The sequence below is a fragment of the Labilibaculum antarcticum genome (genome assembly GCF_002356295.1).
GTDB classification, from domain to species: Bacteria; Bacteroidota; Bacteroidia; order Bacteroidales; family Marinifilaceae; genus Labilibaculum; species Labilibaculum antarcticum.
The window spans coordinates 4,868,991-4,890,401 of the sequence record NZ_AP018042.1 but is presented as its reverse complement, the minus strand read 5'-3'; the positions used below and the strand labels follow the sequence as shown (position 1 = coordinate 4,890,401).

At 35.3% G+C, this 21,411-nt stretch carries 18 protein-coding genes; 4 read left to right on the top strand and 14 right to left on the bottom strand.

Annotated features, from left to right (window positions below; all coding sequences use genetic code 11):
- Positions 1–79: 79 nt before the first annotated feature.
- From ALGA_RS19595 to ALGA_RS19560, 8 genes are all read right to left on the bottom strand, one after another.
- Positions 80–451 (bottom strand): GxxExxY protein, encoded by a 372-nt coding sequence (locus ALGA_RS19595; RefSeq protein ID WP_096432146.1) that lies wholly within the window; start codon positions 449–451, stop codon positions 80–82.
- A gap of 191 nt (positions 452–642) precedes the next feature.
- Positions 643–1,908, bottom strand: a complete 1,266-nt coding sequence (locus tag ALGA_RS19590; RefSeq protein ID WP_096432144.1) for a 4Fe-4S binding protein — start codon at positions 1,906–1,908, stop codon at positions 643–645.
- A 9-nt stretch (positions 1,909–1,917) separates the two neighbouring features.
- Positions 1,918–2,487, bottom strand: coding sequence for a 4Fe-4S dicluster domain-containing protein (locus ALGA_RS19585; RefSeq protein WP_096432142.1), 570 nt, complete (start codon positions 2,485–2,487; stop codon positions 1,918–1,920).
- A gap of 12 nt (positions 2,488–2,499) precedes the next feature.
- A complete protein-coding gene (locus ALGA_RS19580; protein ID WP_096432140.1) occupies positions 2,500–2,706 on the bottom strand; it encodes a hypothetical protein in 207 nt (68 codons plus the stop codon).
- A gap of 3 nt (positions 2,707–2,709) precedes the next feature.
- Positions 2,710–3,672, bottom strand: coding sequence for an NHL repeat-containing protein (locus ALGA_RS19575; RefSeq protein ID WP_096432138.1), 963 nt, complete (start codon positions 3,670–3,672; stop codon positions 2,710–2,712).
- A gap of 12 nt (positions 3,673–3,684) precedes the next feature.
- Positions 3,685–5,109 carry an outer membrane protein assembly factor BamB family protein gene (locus tag ALGA_RS19570; protein WP_096432136.1) on the bottom strand — a complete coding sequence of 475 codons (1,425 nt, stop codon included), beginning with the start codon at positions 5,107–5,109 and terminating at the stop codon, positions 3,685–3,687.
- A gap of 77 nt (positions 5,110–5,186) precedes the next feature.
- The gene (locus ALGA_RS19565; RefSeq protein WP_096432134.1) at positions 5,187–6,437 is read right to left on the bottom strand and encodes an outer membrane protein assembly factor BamB family protein; all 1,251 of its coding nucleotides are present in this window, start codon (positions 6,435–6,437) and stop codon (positions 5,187–5,189) included.
- 26 nt (positions 6,438–6,463) lie between these two features.
- A complete protein-coding gene (locus tag ALGA_RS19560) occupies positions 6,464–7,678 on the bottom strand; it encodes an outer membrane protein assembly factor BamB family protein (protein WP_096432132.1) in 1,215 nt (404 codons plus the stop codon).
- A 473-nt stretch (positions 7,679–8,151) separates the two neighbouring features.
- Here ALGA_RS19560 and ALGA_RS19555 point away from each other — a divergent pair, with 473 nt between their 5' ends.
- The 4 genes from ALGA_RS19555 (at position 8,152) to ALGA_RS19540 (ending at position 15,784) form a co-directional block, all read left to right on the top strand.
- The gene (locus ALGA_RS19555) at positions 8,152–8,853 is read left to right on the top strand and encodes a hypothetical protein (protein WP_145957684.1); all 702 of its coding nucleotides are present in this window, start codon (positions 8,152–8,154) and stop codon (positions 8,851–8,853) included.
- A gap of 334 nt (positions 8,854–9,187) precedes the next feature.
- The gene (locus tag ALGA_RS19550) at positions 9,188–11,413 is read left to right on the top strand and encodes an alpha-L-rhamnosidase-related protein (protein WP_096432128.1); all 2,226 of its coding nucleotides are present in this window, start codon (positions 9,188–9,190) and stop codon (positions 11,411–11,413) included.
- 101 nt (positions 11,414–11,514) lie between these two features.
- Complete coding sequence (locus ALGA_RS19545; protein WP_096432126.1) at positions 11,515–13,572, top strand: tetratricopeptide repeat protein; 2,058 nt, start codon at positions 11,515–11,517, stop codon at positions 13,570–13,572.
- Positions 13,573–13,729: 157 nt separating this feature from the next.
- A complete protein-coding gene (locus ALGA_RS19540; RefSeq protein ID WP_162845494.1) occupies positions 13,730–15,784 on the top strand; it encodes a tetratricopeptide repeat-containing sensor histidine kinase in 2,055 nt (684 codons plus the stop codon).
- A gap of 153 nt (positions 15,785–15,937) precedes the next feature.
- Here the strand turns inward: ALGA_RS19540 and ALGA_RS19535 are convergent, their stop codons facing one another.
- From ALGA_RS19535 to ALGA_RS23265, 6 genes are all read right to left on the bottom strand, one after another.
- The gene (locus tag ALGA_RS19535; protein WP_096432122.1) at positions 15,938–16,780 is read right to left on the bottom strand and encodes an NAD(P)H-binding protein; all 843 of its coding nucleotides are present in this window, start codon (positions 16,778–16,780) and stop codon (positions 15,938–15,940) included.
- 119 nt (positions 16,781–16,899) lie between these two features.
- A complete protein-coding gene (locus ALGA_RS19530; RefSeq protein WP_096432120.1) occupies positions 16,900–18,009 on the bottom strand; it encodes a hypothetical protein in 1,110 nt (369 codons plus the stop codon).
- Between the two features lie 30 nt (positions 18,010–18,039).
- Positions 18,040–18,714, bottom strand: coding sequence for an ATP-binding cassette domain-containing protein (locus ALGA_RS19525; protein WP_096432118.1), 675 nt, complete (start codon positions 18,712–18,714; stop codon positions 18,040–18,042).
- 5 nt (positions 18,715–18,719) lie between these two features.
- Positions 18,720–20,255, bottom strand: coding sequence for an ABC transporter permease/substrate-binding protein (locus tag ALGA_RS19520; protein ID WP_096432116.1), 1,536 nt, complete (start codon positions 20,253–20,255; stop codon positions 18,720–18,722).
- A gap of 35 nt (positions 20,256–20,290) precedes the next feature.
- A complete protein-coding gene (locus ALGA_RS23270) occupies positions 20,291–20,506 on the bottom strand; it encodes a nuclear transport factor 2 family protein (RefSeq protein ID WP_197705625.1) in 216 nt (71 codons plus the stop codon).
- Between the two features lie 24 nt (positions 20,507–20,530).
- Entirely contained in the window at positions 20,531–20,668 is a 138-nt protein-coding gene (locus ALGA_RS23265; protein ID WP_197705624.1) for a nuclear transport factor 2 family protein, read from the bottom strand.
- Positions 20,669–21,411 lie beyond the last annotated feature (743 nt).

Sequence of the window (21,411 nt, the reverse complement as noted above, 5' to 3'; positions counted from 1 at the left end):
CCACAAAGGATACCCGAAGTACGCCACAAAGTCCCACAAAGGATATTGTTAATCGCAAATCCAAGTACGATTATTAAAATTATAATATCACTCTCTTAATTCCGTTTTCCAAATGCTTCACATTAAAATTTACAAGTAAACCCAATTTGCACTCTGCTAACTTCATATAGGTTAAAATCTGAGCTAAATGAATATCTGCAATTGAATCAACGGATTTTAATTCTATTATTACTTCATTATTTACTAGTAAATCAATTCTATAGCCAACATCAAGTTCCACATCTTTATAAAAAAGAGGTACAGCAACCTGTTTCCTAACCTTAAGCCCTTCCTGTTGCAATTCATACATCAAACAAGCTTCGTAAGCAGATTCTAATAAACCCGGACCAAGTTCTGTATGAACTCGAAAACAACAATCCAATACCTTTTTAAAAACTTCTTCTATATCCATTTTCCTTTGTGCTTAATCCTCTTTTTTTTTACCACAAAGGAAGCTCCAAGTACTTCACTAAGGGCACAAAGTATTTTATAACTTTCTATTCATACTTTGTGTTATTCAATCTTTAAATTCTTCTTTTTACTTTGTGCTACTTCGTGCTATCCTTTATTTTCCTTCGTGGTTAAACCTTCCTTTTTTTGTGGTTAATCCTTTTCCACAGGACAATATTTTAAACAACGTGCACAACTCACACAATTCCCTTTGTCTGGCGTATAATCTTCACGATATCGGTATGTTGATAATCCGGATAAAGCCAAACCGATAATCAAACCAATAAAAGCACCAAGAATCCAACCGCCATAATAAAACTGCTTAACAATCTCTGATGCTTCCAGATACAATTGTTTTACTGGTTTCCCAGAAGTTCTGAATCCTACAATTTCCAAACTCTCGTTCATGGTTTTAGAATCGAAATGAAGCATTTCATCTGCCAAACGAACTTTGGAGTTTACCTTTGCAAGGTTTTCATGAAAATTTGCACCAGTCCATCCGCCAACAACCATTAATGCAGGTATAATTAAACTCAGCAAAATAAATCTTCGCGTAGCAGATCTCTTGTCTTCCATTTGTTTCACCTCAACAGGTTTGTTAATAGCATCCAAAGGACAAGAGCTCTCACAAAGTTTGCACTGAATGCAATTCGAAGGTGTGATTGTCAAATGATTTTTCGAAACCCGGCTTACCAAATTCAAAATAACTCCATACGGACAAAAGAACCGACAATAAGGTCTTGCTATAAAAATGCTGATTAGTAAAAAAGCCGCTCCAATCGCAAACATGAAGAATGTTGCATTGAATCTAAAAATCCCCACGAAAGGATCGTATCGACAAATGATAAAATCGGTTGCGGTTGCTGCATATAAAATAGATAATCCCAAATAGATGTATGGAATTAAGCCCAATGCTTTTTGCAACCACTTCTTTAGAGTCACCGGACGCATTAGGAAAACATCCTGCACTGCTCCAAGTGGACAAACTCCTGCACAGAATGTTCTACCAAAAAACAGTGTATAAGCTAAAGGAATCACAAAAAATGCCAAAGCAGATAAAGGAATGTGATAGCCCGGATTGAATAAGGCCAATACAACATTCTGAACGGAACCAACAGAACAGACACATCCTTCCCTGAAAAAACCAAAATATAAAATGGAAAAAATGGATACTGCAACGACTCCGGTTCTTGATCTTTTCTTTAAGATAAACCACGTTATCAGGCTTAGAGCTGCAATTAATACCAATACATCCAATAAAGCGAACATTCCACTACTTGGTACCGGCATTGATGTAACCGGCTGTGTATAGCCCGATTCGAATTCGGGTTTTGGGAAACGTTGCTGTTGTGAAAAGGCCGCAAATTGCGTTCCCACAAAAACTATCAGTAAAGAGATAAAGACTAAGCTTTTCTTCATTGTGATCGATTATATTTTTTTATTTGATTTAAAACCGGCAAACTTATAAGCCTGCTCGATGGGTACTCTTGAAAATGCATCGGAAGGACAATCTCTTGCAATTGCACAATGATTGCAATTCACGCAAAGATCATGGCTAACCTGAAGTTGCAAAGAACCATTTCCGAATGCACCACAGCCTTTTACACATTTTCCACAACCAATACACAGTTCATCGATAATCTCATATTTAAAAAACGGATCCTCCACATAAGAACGTTTGATTGCACCGGTTGGACAAAGCTGGTTTTCGGCTCCTGTAGATAATTTCTTCACGTTTGGGCGGAAATAGCCTCCGCATAAATCGCAATAGCCACACATATCGTAAACATGAATGCATTTTACTGCCGAAGGTGTTACCACACAACTCGTAGCACAACGCCCACACTGCGTGCATTTTGTAGGATCCAATTGCCAAAGAAAATCTCCCTTTTGGCTTTTTACTGCCAAAACTCCTGCAATACCCACAATACCAGCTCCCGCCGCAAAACGAAAGCATGTATTGAGAAAGTCTCTTCGATTCTTCTTATTTTCCTTCATTATTCAATCAAATTATTTTGAAACCTTCGTTCTGAACTTTTCGCCTTCCGGAAGTCGGCAAGCCTTAAGTTTATCGCATCCCTGACATAGAAAATCAAAATCGCATGAAGCTTCTTCACCTCCGTAATTTCGAAGAATCAGAGTTCCGCTCATCACGGCTAGACCTCCTAAAAGCAAACCTCTAAATCCATTTCTTAAAAATTCTCTTCTATTGATCATCGTTTATTTTGCTTCAAATATTCGTATCATTTTTTGTACAGGATCTAAAACCAAAATTCGATCCTGAGAATCAACTGCTAAATCAATACCTACTGTTCCTTCTTCAAATAATTCAGGAGCCGCAACAACTGATTTAAAATCACCGGAAGGCAAATGAATTTTCACTCTTTCCAGCCCTTTCTCTGCCGTTACAAATGAGCCATCAGATAGCATTGCTATATTAGCAGGATTGCAACAACCGCTAAAACCGTCCAAACTCATAGAAGTTCGTTCCCATGAGGAAATTTGCTCACCTCGGGAATTGTAGGCCTCAAAAGCATGTCTGCCCGGATTTACAACCCAAAGCTCAGCTTGTCGGCCAATCATCAAGTCAAAATACGGACTTGGAATCACAAAGCCTTTTATTCCAGCCTCGGGGTTTTTCCCACCTATTTCGTTTATTTTCTCACCATCAATATTATAATGATGCACAATCTTCTGTCCTGCATCAGCTACGTAAACATTGTCTCCATCAATGGCAAGTGAAGTAATAAATGCCTTTTCACCTGCGACTACAAAGCTGTTTCGCAGACTACCATCCGGTTTTCTGATATCGACACGATTGCCCAAACCAACCAAAATGTTTCCATTTTCAGCAACTGTCAAGCAACGAGCCTCTCCTCTCACTTTTAATGAATTGATTTGTTTTCCTTCCGAATCTAAAACCAATATATTTTCATCGGTACTCACATAAATTTGATCTTTATCATCAATTGCGATCCCATGAAGCTCATTAGCCTGAATTTTTATTTGTTTTACCTCTTTATGACTAATTTTTGAAGAGTCGACTTTACGCAATTCTTTCAAATCATATTCATAAATATTTTCCTGTGGCCTATCCGTAGTCACAAAAAGATCTTTTGCCATGAAAGCCACAACAACAAGAAGTAAAATTACCGAAAGCCATAGAATCAATTTATTTTTCATCTGTCTATCCTTTTAATTTGCTCTAATATCAATACACAACAAATGTTTGGCATCCCTCATTAACAATCTTCCGTCCACTACAACCAAAGGTCCCCAAGCATCGTGTCCATCCAAAACTTTTGTTTTATCCAACAGCTCAAACTTTTCAGTACTTGCCTTGGCTATAGTCAAAGTTCCATCATCTTTCAGAATAAAGAACTTCCCATCAGCAATAATATAAGGTCCCAAGCCAAAACGATCATTCGTTCCACTCGTCCATACTATTTTAGTACAATCATTAGGATCACAGCAAACAAATCGATTCCTCATTCCACCGGCATCCTTAGGTAAGATAGCGAACATTCGATCTTTGTAAACAATTGGAGTTTGTTGCTCGGAGGCAACACCGTCTTTCGGTTTAAATTGCTGAAGTGTAAGCGTTTCGTAACTATCCCCATTCTTTTTTATCTGAAATAAAATGGAACCTGCACCATAACCAGCAGTCATGAATATTTTGCCATTTTTCAGTACAACTGGCGATGGAGCAACAACTGAAGGAGAAAACTCTTTGGTTTTCCAGAGAATTTGTCCGATGTCGTCGCCTTCAGCAGAAACACCTACAATTCCGCCAATAGCCGCATAAACCCACATCCTTTTTCCATCTAAAGTCATTGGCATAACCGATGAATGAGACATTTGCCAATTATCTGGATTTGGAGTTTCCCAAAGTACTTTCCCTGTGGCACAATCAACAGCCATTAGCAATGATTTTCCACCCGGAGCAAGAATAACTACATCACCATCAAGAATGGGACACTGACCTGTATACCAAAACGGAATCTCAGACATGTAATCTTTTACCAGATCGAGTCCCCATAGAAATTCTCCGGTATTAGGATCGGTGCACATAACATGACAACGAGGTCCCATTGTAACAATATATTTATCGTTGATTGCCGGAACAGTTCTCGACATTCCATGATTTCGCTTGATATGAACTCTATACCATCTGCGCCAAAGTTCCTCTCCCGTTTCCAAAGAAAAACAACGCAAAGCATCAGCCTTTTTCACTTCATCGTAATCGAGAACATACACTTTCCCATTGTAAACAACAGGGGCTGCATGCCCTTCACCCATTTCTACCTGCCAGTCAATTTTAGGACCTGCACCCCAATTACTAATTAGCTTTGTATTATCAGTTGAAATATTATCAGATTTTGCTCCTCTAAATTGGGTCCATTTCCCAGTTAAACTGGAATTGTTTTCAGTGTAAAGATCAAATCCTTCTCCTATAAGAACTCTTTCAGAAGATTCACTTTGTTCCGGACGATTATCCATTCCCGGGATACTAGCATGAATATCCTTTACAGGATTATAAGCCAGCCAATACACAAACAAGATGCTTGCAACAACAACAGACAAGAGAATTAATCCTTTTTCGCTTCTTTTGGACAGCATATTCTGCAACTTAAGGTCAGTTCAATAATATTATTTAAACCCGGCAGGCGTAAAAACCTGACAGGCTTGAAAATGGTTTAAGATTCTTTTATCGAATATGCCATTAGAGCTGTGGCATGACGAACATATAATACACCATCATTAATTACCATATGAGCCCAATAAGGACCTTTCCCATATGGTACTTTAAATGAACTTATTACTTTAAATTCTTTCGGGTCAACCTTTACCAAGCCAACATTACCATCTTTCTCATCATAGCAATAAAGCATTCCTTCCGCCGAAATGATAGAACCTTTATTTTCCCACTCAGTCTCATACATTTTCTTACCTGTCTCCCATTCCAAGCAAACCCAATATCCATTTCTATTATTGATCCAATTTGCACCATAGATATAACCATCTATTTGAACTGCTCCACCGTGATGTACATCGAGTAAGGAATCAACATAGGCCACTTTTACAGACATTGCATCCTCACTTAAATCAAGCATTACGGATTTATGATCGTAACCATTGGTTATAAATATCTTTCCATCCTGATACAAAGGAGTATTGGTGTTAATATTTGCTTTAGTCTGTTCTCCAGCATAACTGCCATAATCAAACTGCCAATCGATATTACCATTTGAAGGATCAACTCCGATGGCATTATTTTCCGTAACCGTAACAATCTGTTTCTTCCCATTTCTTTCAATCAAAAGAGGAGAAACATAAGCGGGCTTATCATCTATACTTTTCGATTTCCAAACGGTTTCACCAGTCATTTTATTCAATGCAACCATAGTGGTTTTCTTTCCACAAGGAGTATAAAACACCAAGTCTTTGTACAGAAGAAGAGATTCTGAAATCCCCCAATTTCCATATTCACCTTCAAACTTTTCACTTGCTTTTACTTGCCAGTTAAGTTCTCCTGTGATTGCATTCACACAAGCTAAGTCACCTCTTCCACTTGATAGATAAATCCTGTCATCTTCAATAGTCGGTGTGCAGCGAGCATCAGTAAATGATTCATCCCATCCACGACCATATGGGACTTCCCATTTCGGCTTTCCATTCATATCAAGAGCCAACAAGTAATCCATTGAGTCTTTTAGTCCGGTCACATAAACTGTATTGTGCGCTATAGCAACGGATGAATATCCTGTTGGTAGGCTATCTATATGCCAAAGCATTTTAGGTCCTTCAGATGGCCACTGCTTTAGTAAACCTGTTTCGGTATATACACCTGTGCGGTTTGGGCCACGCCATTCACTTTTTTCTTTTGTGAAATTACACTGAGTAAACAGAGCTAGTAAAATAATACAAATTGGGAGTAAGCTTTTCATTAGTTTTAGGTTAGAGTTTTAAGCGGCTACTTTGCTTTTATCGAATATACCATTAAAGAATTTCCATGACGCACATACATTCTTTGATTGTTAATCACTAAATGTGCCCAGTGTTGCTTTTCACCATAAGGAACGCGAAAAGAACTCACTTTTTCAAAGCTTCCATTACTTACATCAACTAGTGCAACTTCACCGGTATCAGCATAGCAATACAATTTCCCATCAGCAAAAATCACATTTCCTCTACCAAGCATTTTCGAAGAGTATAGTGTTTCTCCAGTTTTCCAATCCAAACAAAACCATTCCCGATTGTTTTGTCCAGAACCATATATTTTACCATCAAGCAAAACGACTCCTCCCATTTGATTGTCCAGAGTTTCATTTCTCCAGACTTCAGTTACGCTGCTTCCATCATCAGCCAAATCGAGCATTACACCACCTTTTCCATAACCACTCAAGCAATATAAATAACCATCATGATATAAAGGTGTATTAGGATGAATTGAATATTTATTTGGATGTTCGAAAGACCAAAGGAATTCTCCCGTTGCTGCATCCACACCAATAATTGAACTATTTGTATGAGTAACCAGTAAATTACCAGTAGGAAGCTTTATCAGTGCAGGAGAACAGTAAGCAGATTTTTCGCCATTCGATTTTGCTTTCCAAATCAATTCGCCGGTTTTCACATTTAAAGCAATCATGCTTGCATTAGGACCGCCTGGTGTACAAAACAGTTTATCTCCATCGGCTACCAAATTTTCTGTAACACCCCATCGTGTATTTTCGCTTTCAAAGTCATCCAATATATTTTTAGACCACTGAAGATCGCCATTTTCAGCATTTAAGGCAACAACTTTCCCAAACCCACTCATTATAAAAACCAAACCATTATAAATCATAGGACTTGTTCGAACGCCGTTATAAGATTCCATCCATTCTTTTCCGTATACCGTTTTCCATAGAGTTTTACCAGAATGATCCAGTGCAATTACAAAACCATTTTCGCCTTCTGTTCCAGCGGTGTAAAGCATTTTATCAGTAACTGCAGCTGAAGCGTGTCCCTCGCCAAGAACATCGAAATGCCAAAGCAATTCAGGACCATCAATTGGCCATTCTTTTAACAATCCGGATTCTGCATAAATTCCATCACGGTTTTCACCTCGCCATTGAGCATTTTCCTGAGCAAAAATCATTGTTCCTGCAATCAACAACACAAATAATAAAGAATATTTTTTCATTCTAAAAGGGCTTTATTCAATTAAAAAAATCCAACTCATTAAAGATACAGGCTATTCATCGGTAATAGAAATGAACAAGCAACTGAATACAATATATATTTTAGGTCTAAATAAACACAATGATAATTCCATACCAAACAACTGAAATATCTCATTATAAAAAAAACACTTTACAACATTAATTAGAATCTGTAAAAAGGTGAACGTTTACGCTACAACACCCTTCTAAAAAGGATTACAAGACTTAAAGACCTTTTTCTATTTTACAAAAACATATTGTAAAGTATTCACGTTATCCACTAAAATACAATTGAAAATAAGTAATAATATCCCTTAAACAGTATCAAATTAGATGCCGTTAACAACTTTTTAACGCCTCTTTAAACTCAAAATAAATAAGCAGGCTTTAAAATTACTTATTTTTCTATATGATTTCTATTATCTTTAGGCAATACACCAATACAATTAACTACATGAAAAGATCGATATTACTTATGATTCTAGGACTTGCAATTTTTTCATTTGCATGCCAATCTAAAAAAACTGAAAACAAGGAAGCACCTCTCCCACTTGGAGTTAGCCAAATTATGGTAAAAGAAACTTTTAATGCCGGTGGTTATACCTACATAAATGGAACAAATGACTTATGGCTAGCGGTTGGGCAACACCCAATAGAAGTTGGTAAAACCTATTATTATAAAGGTGCATTGGAAATGAAAGACTTTCACAGCAAGGAGCTAAATCGCGACTTCCCGGTTATTTATTTCCTAAATACCATTTCGGAGACTCCTATTGCAAATGAAATGCCAATGCAAGCCTCGAAAATGAAGAAGCAAACGGCAAAAAAACTTGAGGTGTCAATAGAAAAAACAGAAGGAGTAACAAGTATTTCTGATATCTTTTCTAAAAAGGATGATTTCTCGGGAAAAGAAGTAACAGTAAAAGGAAAAGTTGCCAAGTTTAATCAAAACATAATGGGTAAGAATTGGATACACATTCAAGATGGTTCCGAATTCGAAGGCGATTTTGATCTTACCGTTACCTGCATGGAAGTTGTTTCTGTAGGCCAGATTATTGAAGTTTCTGGAACAATTGCATTGAATAAAGATTTTGGTGCTGGCTATTCTTATGATGTTATCATGGAAGAAGCTAAACTACAGGGTGAGAAAAAATAACAGCAGCTCATAATAAATTAATATGTTCACGCGTTGTTTTGCATTAAATTTTTACATAAATTTAACCAAAGAGTTTCTTTTAACTACATACAACTAATTCACAATGAATAAAAAGCGACTTCGGTCGCTTTTTTAGCGATCAGATTTTAAAACTAAAAACAACTGACATTGGCTTATTATTAAACATTGATAAGCACAACTACTACCTATTACTCCTTTGTTATATTGAAATTATTAGTAGTCCGATCGGCAGACATTAAAATATTCTTTCTTCATATGTCTTTTTAATTTTCCTTAATTTGTTACTTTTAAAAGCATATTAAAAACTATCCAAATGAAAAAATGGTTTTTCATTCCCAGCCTGATTGTCCTAACAATTGCATTATCGACTATACTTTTATATCGGTGCAACCCGGATGATTACATTTTATATCAATCTTCCGATTTTACCGTATTTCCTAATCGAATAGAACAAGGAGAATATACAGCAACGGCGCACAACAACTCGCATATTACCTCCAATTACCCAGGTTTAGGTAGTGAGGAATGGAAGCTTGAATCCGATCTAAGTAAATACCCCAAATATGAATCGAATCAGATTTTATTAGATGCCATTTATAACCTTTCGCTTGAAGAGATAGAAAAGAACATAGCTCCTGACAGCACTTTTAATACTGGTGCAAAATGGAAAGGTGTATGGACTCGTGATATTAGCTATAGTATAATTTTGGCTCTGGCAATAACAAATCCCGAAATCTCGAAAAAGAGCTTACTAAAGAAAGTTAAGCACGGGAAAATAGTTCAGGACACAGGCACAGGTGGTTCATGGCCAGTAAGTTCAGACAGAATGATTTGGTCTACCGCAGCATGGGAATTGTACAAGTCAACAGGAGATATGGATTGGCTTAGAAAAGTTTATTTTATCATTAAAAACTCGACTGAAGATGATCTTAATGTTGTTTGGGATTATCAGAAATATCTATTTAAAGGAGAATCTTCTTTTTTGGACTGGCGTGAACAATCTTACCCAAAATGGATGGAACCTGCTGATATTTTTAATTCCTATAGTCTTTCGACTCAAGCTGTTCACTATCAAAGCTTACAAGTATTGATGAAGATGGGAAAGGTGCTAGGCAAAGATGTGCAAAAATACGAAGATATTTCTCAAGCCTTAAAAAGGAGTATTAATGAAAAACTTTGGTTGCCTGAAAAAAAATACTTCGGACAATATCTATATGGAAGGAAAAATCAAACGCTTTCTGATAAATCGGAAACTTTAGGTGAAGCGCTCATGATAATTTGGGATATCACCAACGAACAAAGGCAAGATGAGCTTATTTCAAATACACCCGTAACCAAGTTCGGAACTCCTTGTTTCTATCCTCAAATACCAAACATACCAGCTTATCACAACGAAGCAATCTGGCCTTTTGTGCAGGCTTACTGGAATTGGGCATCGACTAAAACTCATAATGTAGAAAGCGTTCAGTGGGGAATTGCCAATATGTTCCGTTCAAGCGCACTCTTCTTAACCAATAAGGAAAACCTGCTTATAAAAAATGGGGATTTTAAGGGAACAGAAATTAATTCAGATCGTCAGTTATGGAGTGTAGCTGGCTCTCTATCTACCTTTTACAGAATTTTAATAGGTATGAACTATACGGCTGACCATCTGGAGTTTAAACCATTAATTCCTCGCGAATACAAAGGCAAACAAAGTATAAAAGGCCTTCGATACCAAAATGCTGTATTAGATATTGATATTTACGGGTTTGGCGATCAAGTTAGCTACTACTCACTTGATGGAAAATATTACCAAAATGCGATCGTACCAAAAGAAATGGAAGGAAAACACAAAATTGAAATTCGAATGAATAATCAGTTGCCTGCCAAATCAAAAATCAATATGGTAGATAATGCAGTGTCGCCAGAAACTACTTCGCTTCGGTTTGCCGAGAATCAATTGTTTTGGGAGAAAAAAGAAAGCGCTAATCATTACAATGTGTATAAAAACGGGCAACTCCTTTTAGAGACTGAAGATACATACATGTCGGAAGTGAGCATTACTGAACCGACAGAGTTTCAAATTCAGACTGATGATGATAAGGGAAACTTATCATTCTATAGTGAGCCTCTTTATATTTACAATTCGGATTTTGAAAGAATTATTGAAGCGGAAGATTATAATTCCAATATCAAAACGACCTACGTTGAATTGAACAAAAAACAAAATCGGGAATTTTATTTTAATATTCGAATTCCTAATGAAGGAAAGTATTATATCGATTTTTTATATGCAAACGGAAACGGTCCGATTAACACAGACAACAAATGTGCAATTCGCAGTTTTTGGGTAAACAACGATTACACCGGATGTGTCATTTTTCCTCAACGAGGAGAAAATGATTGGGATAATTATGGCTACTCCAATTCCTTTTCAATTGATTTACAAAACAGAAATAACTTTTTTAAAATCAGCTTCGAGGAATTTAACAAAAATATGAATCAAGAAGTAAATTCCGTTAGAATTGACAAGATCCGACTAATTAAGATTCGATAAAAACACGACCATTTCTATAATAAAGCTTTACATCAGGTAACTATTTATAGATAGTTTACGTTTCCTTAAACAGGCCTTTTTGAATGTAAATACTCTATTGAATGAAATATGTAAATCTAATACTTCTTATTTTTCTTTCGAATATTTTAGTTGCTCAAACTAAAATTGATAGTCTTGAAGTTTTACTTCCAGAAAAACAAGGCCTTGAAAAAGTTGAAGTATTAAATAAACTTGCCTATGCCTACTGGAATGTTTCCCCAGATAAAGGTCTTAATTATGCAAATATGGCCCACACCATTGCTTTGAAGGAAGACAGTAAAATAGATATTGCAAAATCCCTTCAAACTATAGGAATAAATTATTGGGCGAAAAGCGAACTACATCTTGCCTTAGAAAATTACCAAAAGGCTTTTAAAATATATGAGAATCTTAAAGACTCTAAAGGAATTAGCTCTCTATTAAGTAACCTGGGAATGGTTTATAAAGATCTCGCCAATTACGAAAATGCATTATCACATTATTTAAGGGCCTTAAAAATATCAGAAGACAAAGGATTCACTGATTTAACGTCCAAAATCCTAAGTAACCTTAGTACTGTATATTTAGCTCAAAACAATTACAGTAAAGCTCTCGAATATACACAGGAAGCTATTAGCATAAACAAAAAACATGGTAAAAGCGGGATTTTAGCGGTTCAAGAAAATACGCTTGGTAGTATTTATGAAGCTGAAAATAATTATAAAAAAGCTCAAGCTTGCTACAAAAGAGCCTTGCGAATTAATGAAAACAATAAAGATAGTTATGGAACAACAATAAGCTTATATAATATTGGAAACACAGAATATCATCTTAAAAATTTTACCAGTGCAATAGAATATTTTGAAAAATCTCTTACACTTAGCACTAAAATTGATGATCAAATTGGTGTGTTGTTTGCAAATAAAAGTATTGGGCTCATTCATAAAGAACTAAAAAAATATGACTCAGCACTAGCTTATTACAAAAAATCATTTGATTTAGCTACTGAATTGAATTTAAGGGAAGAAAAATTAGATATCTATAAAAATTACTCTGAGCTATATAAGGCTGTTGGTGAATTCAATAAATCATTGAATTATCTGGAAAAATTCGTTTCGCTAAAAGATAGTATTTATACTGAAAATAGCTCGAAACAAATGGCCGAAATGCAAACAAAATATGACAGTGAAAAAAAGGAAAAAGAAAATGAATTGCTTCGAAAAAACAGCGAAATTCAAAATTTAGCAATTGCCAAACAAACCACTATAAGAAACTCATTTATAGCTTTATCCGTATTTATAATTTTAATAGCAATTATTTTATATAGTCGTTTTAAAATTAAAAAAGATGCCAACACAATACTCTCCCAAAAAAACAATTTAATAGAAAAGCATAAAGAAGAACTTTTACGAAAAAACAATAAGCTAACAGAACAATACGGTCAAGTTAAATTATTGAATGCCACAAAAGATAAGTTTTTTAAAATCATCTCTCACGATCTTAAAGCACCATTTAATTCAATATTGGGTTTTAGCGAATTATTAAATTCAAATTATTATTCACTTGACGATACTGAAAGAATTGACATGATTGGTGAAATAGATAGATCATCAAGATTTGCCTATGAATTACTGATAAACCTTCTTACCTGGGCTCGAACTCAAACAGGAGATACTATGATTAGTAAAGAGCCTCTTATTTTAAAGGAATTAGTGGAAACCTGCGCTAATCTGTATGGACAAAGCGCTGTTGCTAAAAACATAGATATTATTGTAAATATTCCTACTGATATTACGCTCACAATTGATAAAAACACATCGCTTATTTTTATTGGTAATTTGATTAACAATGCCATAAAATTTACTCCCGAAGGGGGCTTAATATCAATTAACACCTCTGAGGAGGACAATTTTGTTCGTCTACATATTGTTGATACGGGTGTTGGCATGCCTCCTGAGGTGATAAAAAACCTATTCAAGATTGATGAAGGTATTTCTACCCAAGGCACAAATGATGAAAAAGGAACGGGTTTGGGACTAATCCTTTGTAAAGAGTTTATTGAAAAAAATGGCGGTGATATTAGTGTTATTAGCGAAGTTGGAAAAGGAAGTGAATTTACTGTAACAATTCCAAAAGACTAATTTCGGTCTTATATCAATTTTTGGTATAAAAAATGAATTAAGTGGTAAACTCGGTTAAAATTCTCAAATTTTATAATAAAGCTTTACGTCAGGTGGCTATTCGTGGATAGTTTACGTTAATTTGCACATGCATTTTTGCACTTATATACTCCCCTACATGAAATATGCATTTATAATTATTTTAATTTCTCTTTCGAGTGTTTTGGTCGCTCAACCTAAAATTGATAGTCTGGAAGCTTTACTTCCCGAAAAACAAAAACTAGAAAAAGTCAAATTATTAAACGAGTTAGCTGTTGCATATAGTAATGTATCACCAGATAAAGGTCTTGATTACGCTCAAAAGGCTTACGCTATTGCTTTGGATAAAAATAGCAAAACAGATATTGCAAAATCGCTTAAAAATATTGGAGTCAATTACTGGGCTAAGAGCGAAATGCATCTTGCATTGGAAAATCACCAACAATCATTAAAAATTTATGAAGAGATAAATGATCTTAAAGGGATATGTTCTCTTTATGGTAATATCGGTCTCGTTTATAAGGAACTTTCAGACTACGAAAATGCGTTAAAATACTACCTGAAATCACTTGAGATATCAGACAAAGAGGGATTTAATGATATTTGTATCAAGACGGTTATTAATATTAGTAATATATATATAAATCAGAAAGACTATCCCAAAGCTCAGAAATATGTTCAGGAAGCTATTGATATGTCTGAGAAGTTTGGGAACACAACTATGTTGGCTAGCCCACTAACTACAATGGGGCAAATTTATTCAGCTCAGGACAAGTTAACAAAAGCAGAATCTTTTTTTAAAAAATCGCTTGAAATAAACAGAAAAAACGGCAATATTTTTGGCTCAACAATTTCTTTATATAATATAGGTGGTATAGAATACAAACTTAAAAATTATGCTAAAGCCTTAGAATACTTTCAAGAATCTCTACTCTTAAGCACTAAAATTAATGATCAAATTGGTGTGTTAATGGTTAATAGAAATATTGGACTTATTTATAAAGACCTAAACAAGTTTGATACTGCCCTATCCTATTATAAAAAGGCATTTGAATTGGCTATTGAATTGGATTCAAAGGAAGAAAAGCTGGATATCTATAATAGATACTCTGAGCTATATAAGTCTACTGGTCAGTTCGATAAATCCTTAAATTATCTAGAGAAATATATTTCCCTTAAGGATAGTATCTATACTGAAAACAGCTCGAAACAAATTGCAGAAATGCAAACAAAATATGATAGCGAAAAAAAGGAGAAAGAAAATGAATTACTCCGAAAAAACAGTGAAATTCAAAATTTAGCAATTGCCAAACAAACCACCATAAGAAACTCATTTATTGCTTTATCCTTACTTATAATTTTGATAGCAATTATTTTATATAGTCGTTTTAAAATTAAAAAAGATGCCAACACTATACTCTCCAAAAAAAACAATTTAATTGAAGAGCAAAAAAAAGAACTTTTACAAAAAAATAATAAGCTAACAGAACAATACGGTCAAGTTAAATTATTGAATGCCACAAAAGATAAGTTTTTTAAAATCATCTCTCACGACCTTAAAGCACCTTTTAATTCAATATTGGGTTTTAGCGAATTATTAAATTCAAATTATGATTCACTTGACAGTACTGAAAGAATTGACATGATTGGTGAAATAGATAGATCATCAAAATTTGCCTATGAATTGCTAATAAACCTTCTTACCTGGGCTCGAACTCAAACAGGAGAAATTAAGATGAATAAAGAATCTATTATTTTAAAGGAATTAGTAGAAACCTGCGCTAATCTGTATGGGCAAAGCGCTGTTGCTAAAAACATAGATATTATTGTAAATATTCCTACTGATATTACGCTCACAATCGATAAAAACACATCGCTTATTTTTATTGGTAATTTGATTAACAATGCCATAAAATTTACTCCCGAAGGGGGCTTAATATCAATTAACACCTCTGAGGAGGAAGATTTTGTTCGTTTGCATATTGTTGATACGGGTGTTGGCATGTCTTCTGAGGTGATAAAAAACCTATTCAAAATTGATGAAGGTATTTCTACCCAAGGCACAAATGACGAAAAAGGAACAGGTTTGGGACTAATCCTTTGTAAAGAATTTGTTGAAAAAAATGGTGGTGATATTAGTGTTATTAGTGAAGTTGGAAAAGGAAGTGATTTTACTGTAACCCTACAAAAATAGCAACAAAACCGCAGCCTCACTGCCTCGGTTTTGTTATACTCCACTCCAAACTCTAGTTTTATAAAAATATTAAAGTTCAATCCTCTCCTACTAAAAAAAAAGCATTCGACTCTAAATACTTATAAGTCTCAATTCGCGAATGGTAAGAGAAAATCACTTTGATTCTTCAATAGAGTCCAAGAAGCTTTGATGCTTTCTTCCAGTTACGGTCTCAAAGTCGGATACTAAATCAAAAGCACCATTTCTTATTCCTTCATAAATACCTGCAATAACATTACCGAAAAAATCCCCATAAACATTGGTTCTATCTTGTTTATACTCCTCTACAGAAACTTCATGGTATTTCAAGTTTGTTCCATAAACCTTATTAATGGCATTAGTTAATTCCTGTTGGGTAACGCATTCACCAAATAAATTATAAACGCCACCATTCAGACTATCCTTTTTAATCATACTCACATAAGCAAATGCCAGTTCTTCTCGAGTAGCATAAGCACATCGACCATCACCACCAGAGTTTTTTATTTCACCCGCTTTAACATACTCCCCAATACAATCAATATCCGGTTCCAGATAAAGACCATTCCTCCCAATGGCGTATTGAAGGCCGCACTCCATAATGTCCTTTTCTGTTTGTCGGTTCGATTTAATCACGCTGTCAAAAGCACATTTTCCTTCGTCGCCAAAAATACTGGTATATATAATTTTTTGCACCCCAGCTGTTTTTGCCCCATTTATGATATTCCGGTGTTGTAGAATTCGTTTCTCAGGCTCGTCGTTTCCCGAAAGAATCACAACAACATCAATACCTTTCAAAGCTTCTTCAAAATCTTTAGGATTATTGTAATCCCCTTTTCTTATTTCAATGCCTAAGTCCGCTGCCTTTTCAGGAGTTCGTGCCAAGCCAATGATATTCTCTTTTCCAAATTCAGCAATTGCTTTTTTTACAATTGCCCTGCCTAGATTTCCGCTAGCTGTTGTTACTGCAATTTTCATTTGTTTAAAAATTTGTTAAATATTATTATTGTATTCTTTCAAATGAAACTATTGATAATCTTCACCTTCAACCAAAAATAAGCCTTCGCTTTTTTAGGTATACGATTTGCAAAGCAAGATTAAAAATAGATCCCTAGATTAATATTAAATCGTCTGTTCCATTTTGTATCTCCACCTTCTGCTAGTGCTTTGGTATAATTTTCCCCAATCCACGGATGATTTTTAGCCAGCACATAATCAATTAGCATATAAATTGGACCGGTGTGAATCATACAACCTGTCACATTCATGTAAGAAGAATCAAAACCTGCAATTGATTTGTCCAGAGCTGAAAAATCGTTGTAAAACTTGATGTCGTTTAAAAGAAGATGGTTGATCTTTATTTTGTAACCAATCGCCACACTGTAACTAACTCCCTGGTTGGCTACCTGATAATCGGCAGCAAATGCTCCCATCTCTATGTAATCAAGTTTTACAGAGTCTTTCGCTAAGAACTTATAAATCAAAACTTCGGCTTTTAAATCCCAATTGCTTTTTTGCACAACAGCATGCAAGGCTCCAGCCCACCGATCACCATTTTCTTCAGATACTTTATTGTAAATGCCTCCATACTGACCTGATACTCCTATTTCGATAGGCATTTCTTTTCCAAAATGATAGACCGTTCTTCCGGTAATGGTATTTATTTCCTGGTTATCCTTACTGATATCATAGGCATATCGTCGGTTCCCCTGACTAAAAATATCTTCGGAATTTTTCGAAAAGCTAAGCTGAGCTTCATAGTTTCCTTTAGTATACTCCAGTAATCCTCCTATGTCTGCATCATCCTCAAATCCTAAATAATACTGCATATTAAACATGAAACTATTACTGGTGTAGGGTAATATTCCAAAAGGGGTACGGGGCATGCCCAGCTTCAGTTTTAAATGATTGGTAAGAGGAAGGCCAACATATGCATTTCGAAGCATGAAACCACCAAACGATTCCGCATAGTATCGATTTTCAAAAGCGAATTCAATATCTTTTATCCGGCCACGGGCATTTACTATGAAAACATCGAAAATGGCTCTGCCTCCGGTTTTCTGATGCTCTTCGTCCCAACTGTTATTCATATAAGTATACCTGAATGCACCACCTATAATGAGTGTATCATTTTGGTGTGCTAATTGTGCAACGAGCTTTGTGTTAATTAGTAAAAGGCACAGCAATGCTGCTAATAACTTGTACATAGTTATTTTATTTAAGTGTGTAAGTGTCGTTTAATTGGTGTTTACTGTACTGATTTTCCCTTCGTTCATGTGTATAATTCGAGTACCCAGTTTTTCAGCTTCGTCCTTATTGTGAGTTACCATGATAAAAGTTGTATTCAAGTGTTGATGGATATTTTTCACCAGATTTTGCAGGTTTTCACGGGTTTCCTCATCCAGGGCTGAAAAAGGTTCATCCATTAATACGATCTCTGGATTATGGGCTATGGCTCTTACAATTCCCACTCTTTGACCTTGACCTCCACTTAGCTTTTCGGGAAACTTGTTTAGAATTTCCTTGTCTAAATTTACCAAGGGTAATAGTTCCTCAATACGCTGTCTGCATCGAACTTCATCGTAATTATTTAAATTCATGCAATAGCACATATTCTGGTAAACAGTCAGGTGCGGGAAAAGCGCTCCTTCCTGAAGAACATATCCCATTTTTCGCCTCAATTGATGGATCTCCCAATTGTCGATATTTTCGCCTAATAGCTCAATTTCGCCATCTTCACGATGCAGCAAACTGTTGATTAAGCGCAAGAGGGTTGATTTTCCACAGCCACTTTTACCGGTAAGGCAAATAAATTCGCCTTTTTCAACGCTAAAAGACAAATCGTGAAGCACCTTTTGTTGTCCGTAAGAAAAGTTAACACCACTGAATTTGATAATATTTGAGTTACTCATTATTTCTATTCTTTAAGCTGTTCAATAAATAAGGTTGCTACCTCTTTGGGATCTTTGTTCAGCACTTCCACCTCATAATTCATGTGCATCATGGTTTCAGTACTTATTTTTTGATTTAGTTTGACCAATAAAGGCTCTAATTCCGGATACTTTTCAAGGATTCCCATTCTTATTATTATTCCAGCCTCGTAAGTCGGAAAATAATTTCGGTTGTCGATTAACACTTTAAGCTTTTGTGCAACAATTTTCGCATCAGTTGTAAAGGCATCAATAGCATTTACCTTGCCCTCAACCATAGCATTATATCTCAAATTGATATCCATTTCGTGAATGGAAGAAAAATCAAATCCATAAGTATTTACCAGGCCTTCGTAACCATCGGGACGCTCAAAGAAATCGAACTCGGCACCAAATTTAAAATGCTTACTATATAGTGCAAGGTCCGAACAATTTTTAATGTTGAACTTTACAGCCAAACTATCGGGTATTGCCAAAGCATAAGTATTATTAAATCCCAGTAAGCCCAACCATTTTAATTTAAAATTGTCTTTGTATTGTTTCTGTATCGAATTGAAATCGACCTGATTATTTCCCGGTAATTTCTCTTTCAATACACTCATCCATCCTGTGCCAGTATATTCCACATACATATCTACCTCGCCATTTACCATTGCTGGATGAATATTGGTTGTACCACCACCGATTCCAAATTTGCGTACGACATTTAGCTCTGTATTGCGCTCTATTAATTGTGCAATAACCTCTCCTAAAATAAATTGTTCGCTTGTTGGCTTGGAGGCTACAGTCACTGTTTTTACATGATTCGATTGAAATGGATTTGTATTGGCAGCAGCAGCAATGAGTGCAGCTAAAAGCAGAATTACATTTACATACACCCTTAGCTTTTGCTTTTTCGAGGAGTTTTTACTGATTATACACACCAATTTACCTTCGAAAACACCTACCCATCTGTCGCTTAAAATAGCGAGCAGCGATATTCCCAAAGAACCTGCCACAATCATAGGAGTATTCATTGTGTTCAGTCCCCTAAAAATAGCTTGCCCTAAACCACCCGCGCCTATCAAAGCAGCAAGTCCGGTTAGTGCAACAATCATTACAGTGGTTATTCGTAAGCCTGATAGTATTGCTGGCAGTGCCAAAGGAAAATAAATATCCTTGAAAATCTGGTATTTGGCAGCCCCCATAGCCTTGGCTGCCTCCACAATATCAGAGCGTACTTCACTTAATCCGGAATATGTATTTCTGGTCATCGGCAGTAAGCCATACAGTACCAATACGATTAATGCATTATTAAGCCCTATTCCCACCAGTGGTATTAATAAACCAAACATGGCGATAGAAGGTATGGTGTACAAAAAGTTAACTGCCGACAGAACAATTATTCTTGATTTAGCTGAGTAAAACACCCAAATGCCTAATAATATTCCAATAATTGTAGTAAAAGCAAGTGCTCCGAACGAAATCAGGATGTGTTCTGAGAGCAATTGAAGAAAGTAGTCTTTTCGTTCAAATATTTCCATAGTAAGAATTTATAGTTAGAGAAGATTATTCCCTTCTAATACATTGTATTTTGATTTGCCGATCCCTCAGGAATTTGTTGCAAAGAATCCCAGTGTTCGCAAATTTTTCCAACTTCGTCGAGTCTAAAAAAATCCATGGTCACATATTGATCATTTCCTGGCCATATTTGATGCGTATGCAAGGACACCAAATTGCCCTCTGCGATACACCTTACAAATTCAATGGTTTTTTCATGATATTCAATGTGCATTCTGTCGAAATATTCAATAAAAGCTTACGGACCATTCCCAACTAGTGGATTATGCTGGATATATTCACTACCCACATATTTTTCAACGGCCTTTATCGGATTGCCTTCATAGGCCATTTTATAAAAAGCAATTGCATTTTTTTTGTTGTTTTCCAGATTCATTCTTAGGTCGATTTTGGGTTTCTCTTAATTTTCGGGTGATATAAATCAACCGAATAGATTTTTTGCGGATTCGATTGTTTTGTTCCGAAACAAAAGTAGATGATAATTGAGAAATTTAAAAGGTAAATATGCTCCATTGTATGATACTTTTCTTCCATTTTACTCTAAACTCCTGCCTTTTGAAAAAAAAGGAATGCCCTTTCAACTTCAATTTATACGATGCATCTCTAAAATCTTCCATCAACCCCCTTAGGTTCGATGCGAATAAAATTTCATCTATCTCTTTAATTGGTGCGGATGAAAAAATTAAATGGTCTATTGATAAAAAAGATTTCTTACTAGATCTATCAAATGCAAAGCCAAAACAAAATTTCACTTCCCAATAAAAATTGAATTCAAATAATTAAAACTGAGGAAAATAAAGGGACAATTAATTTAGATTAATTGTCCCTTTTTTATTGTCTGCAAATTTCATTAAAATAGATTTGTAGTAAGCATCCTGAAAACAGTAAACTACCTGTTAATGTTGCTATTGATGCTTCTATGGAACTCGAAAACCAAAACATATTCAGACAATATTTTTTTTAATCGATCAACTTCGATTTTATTTCCATATTACAACACGACTACACTGATAAAATTTCAAAAGCCATAATTATTAGTACTGTTAATACCATTACTTTTTTCACTGTAAATAATTTACAATATTTTAAAATTTAGGCAACAATTAGAAATATTCAAGT

Bases quoted from the DNA above. Each gene is read 5' to 3' on its own strand.
- ALGA_RS19580 (WP_096432140.1), bottom strand. From the start codon at position 2,706: ATGATCAATAGAAGAGAATTTTTAAGAAATGGATTTAGAGGTTTGCTT.
- ALGA_RS23270 (WP_197705625.1), bottom strand. From the start codon at position 20,506: ATGCACATTGAATATCATGAAAAAACCATTGAATTTGTAAGGTGTATC.
- ALGA_RS19540 (WP_162845494.1), top strand. From the start codon at position 13,730: ATGAAATATGCATTTATAATTATTTTAATTTCTCTTTCGAGTGTTTTG.
- ALGA_RS19545 (WP_096432126.1), top strand. From the start codon at position 11,515: ATGAAATATGTAAATCTAATACTTCTTATTTTTCTTTCGAATATTTTA.
- ALGA_RS19520 (WP_096432116.1), bottom strand. From the start codon at position 20,255: ATGGAAATATTTGAACGAAAAGACTACTTTCTTCAATTGCTCTCAGAA.
- ALGA_RS19595 (WP_096432146.1), bottom strand. From the start codon at position 451: ATGGATATAGAAGAAGTTTTTAAAAAGGTATTGGATTGTTGTTTTCGA.
- ALGA_RS19565 (WP_096432134.1), bottom strand. From the start codon at position 6,437: ATGAAAAGCTTACTCCCAATTTGTATTATTTTACTAGCTCTGTTTACT.
- ALGA_RS19570 (WP_096432136.1), bottom strand. From the start codon at position 5,109: ATGCTGTCCAAAAGAAGCGAAAAAGGATTAATTCTCTTGTCTGTTGTT.
- ALGA_RS19535 (WP_096432122.1), bottom strand. From the start codon at position 16,780: ATGAAAATTGCAGTAACAACAGCTAGCGGAAATCTAGGCAGGGCAATT.
- ALGA_RS19585 (WP_096432142.1), bottom strand. From the start codon at position 2,487: ATGAAGGAAAATAAGAAGAATCGAAGAGACTTTCTCAATACATGCTTT.
- ALGA_RS19555 (WP_145957684.1), top strand. From the start codon at position 8,152: ATGAAAAGATCGATATTACTTATGATTCTAGGACTTGCAATTTTTTCA.
- ALGA_RS23265 (WP_197705624.1), bottom strand. From the start codon at position 20,668: ATGAATCTGGAAAACAACAAAAAAAATGCAATTGCTTTTTATAAAATG.
- ALGA_RS19575 (WP_096432138.1), bottom strand. From the start codon at position 3,672: ATGAAAAATAAATTGATTCTATGGCTTTCGGTAATTTTACTTCTTGTT.
- ALGA_RS19525 (WP_096432118.1), bottom strand. From the start codon at position 18,714: ATGAGTAACTCAAATATTATCAAATTCAGTGGTGTTAACTTTTCTTAC.
- ALGA_RS19530 (WP_096432120.1), bottom strand. From the start codon at position 18,009: ATGTACAAGTTATTAGCAGCATTGCTGTGCCTTTTACTAATTAACACA.
- ALGA_RS19550 (WP_096432128.1), top strand. From the start codon at position 9,188: ATGAAAAAATGGTTTTTCATTCCCAGCCTGATTGTCCTAACAATTGCA.
- ALGA_RS19560 (WP_096432132.1), bottom strand. From the start codon at position 7,678: ATGAAAAAATATTCTTTATTATTTGTGTTGTTGATTGCAGGAACAATG.
- ALGA_RS19590 (WP_096432144.1), bottom strand. From the start codon at position 1,908: ATGAAGAAAAGCTTAGTCTTTATCTCTTTACTGATAGTTTTTGTGGGA.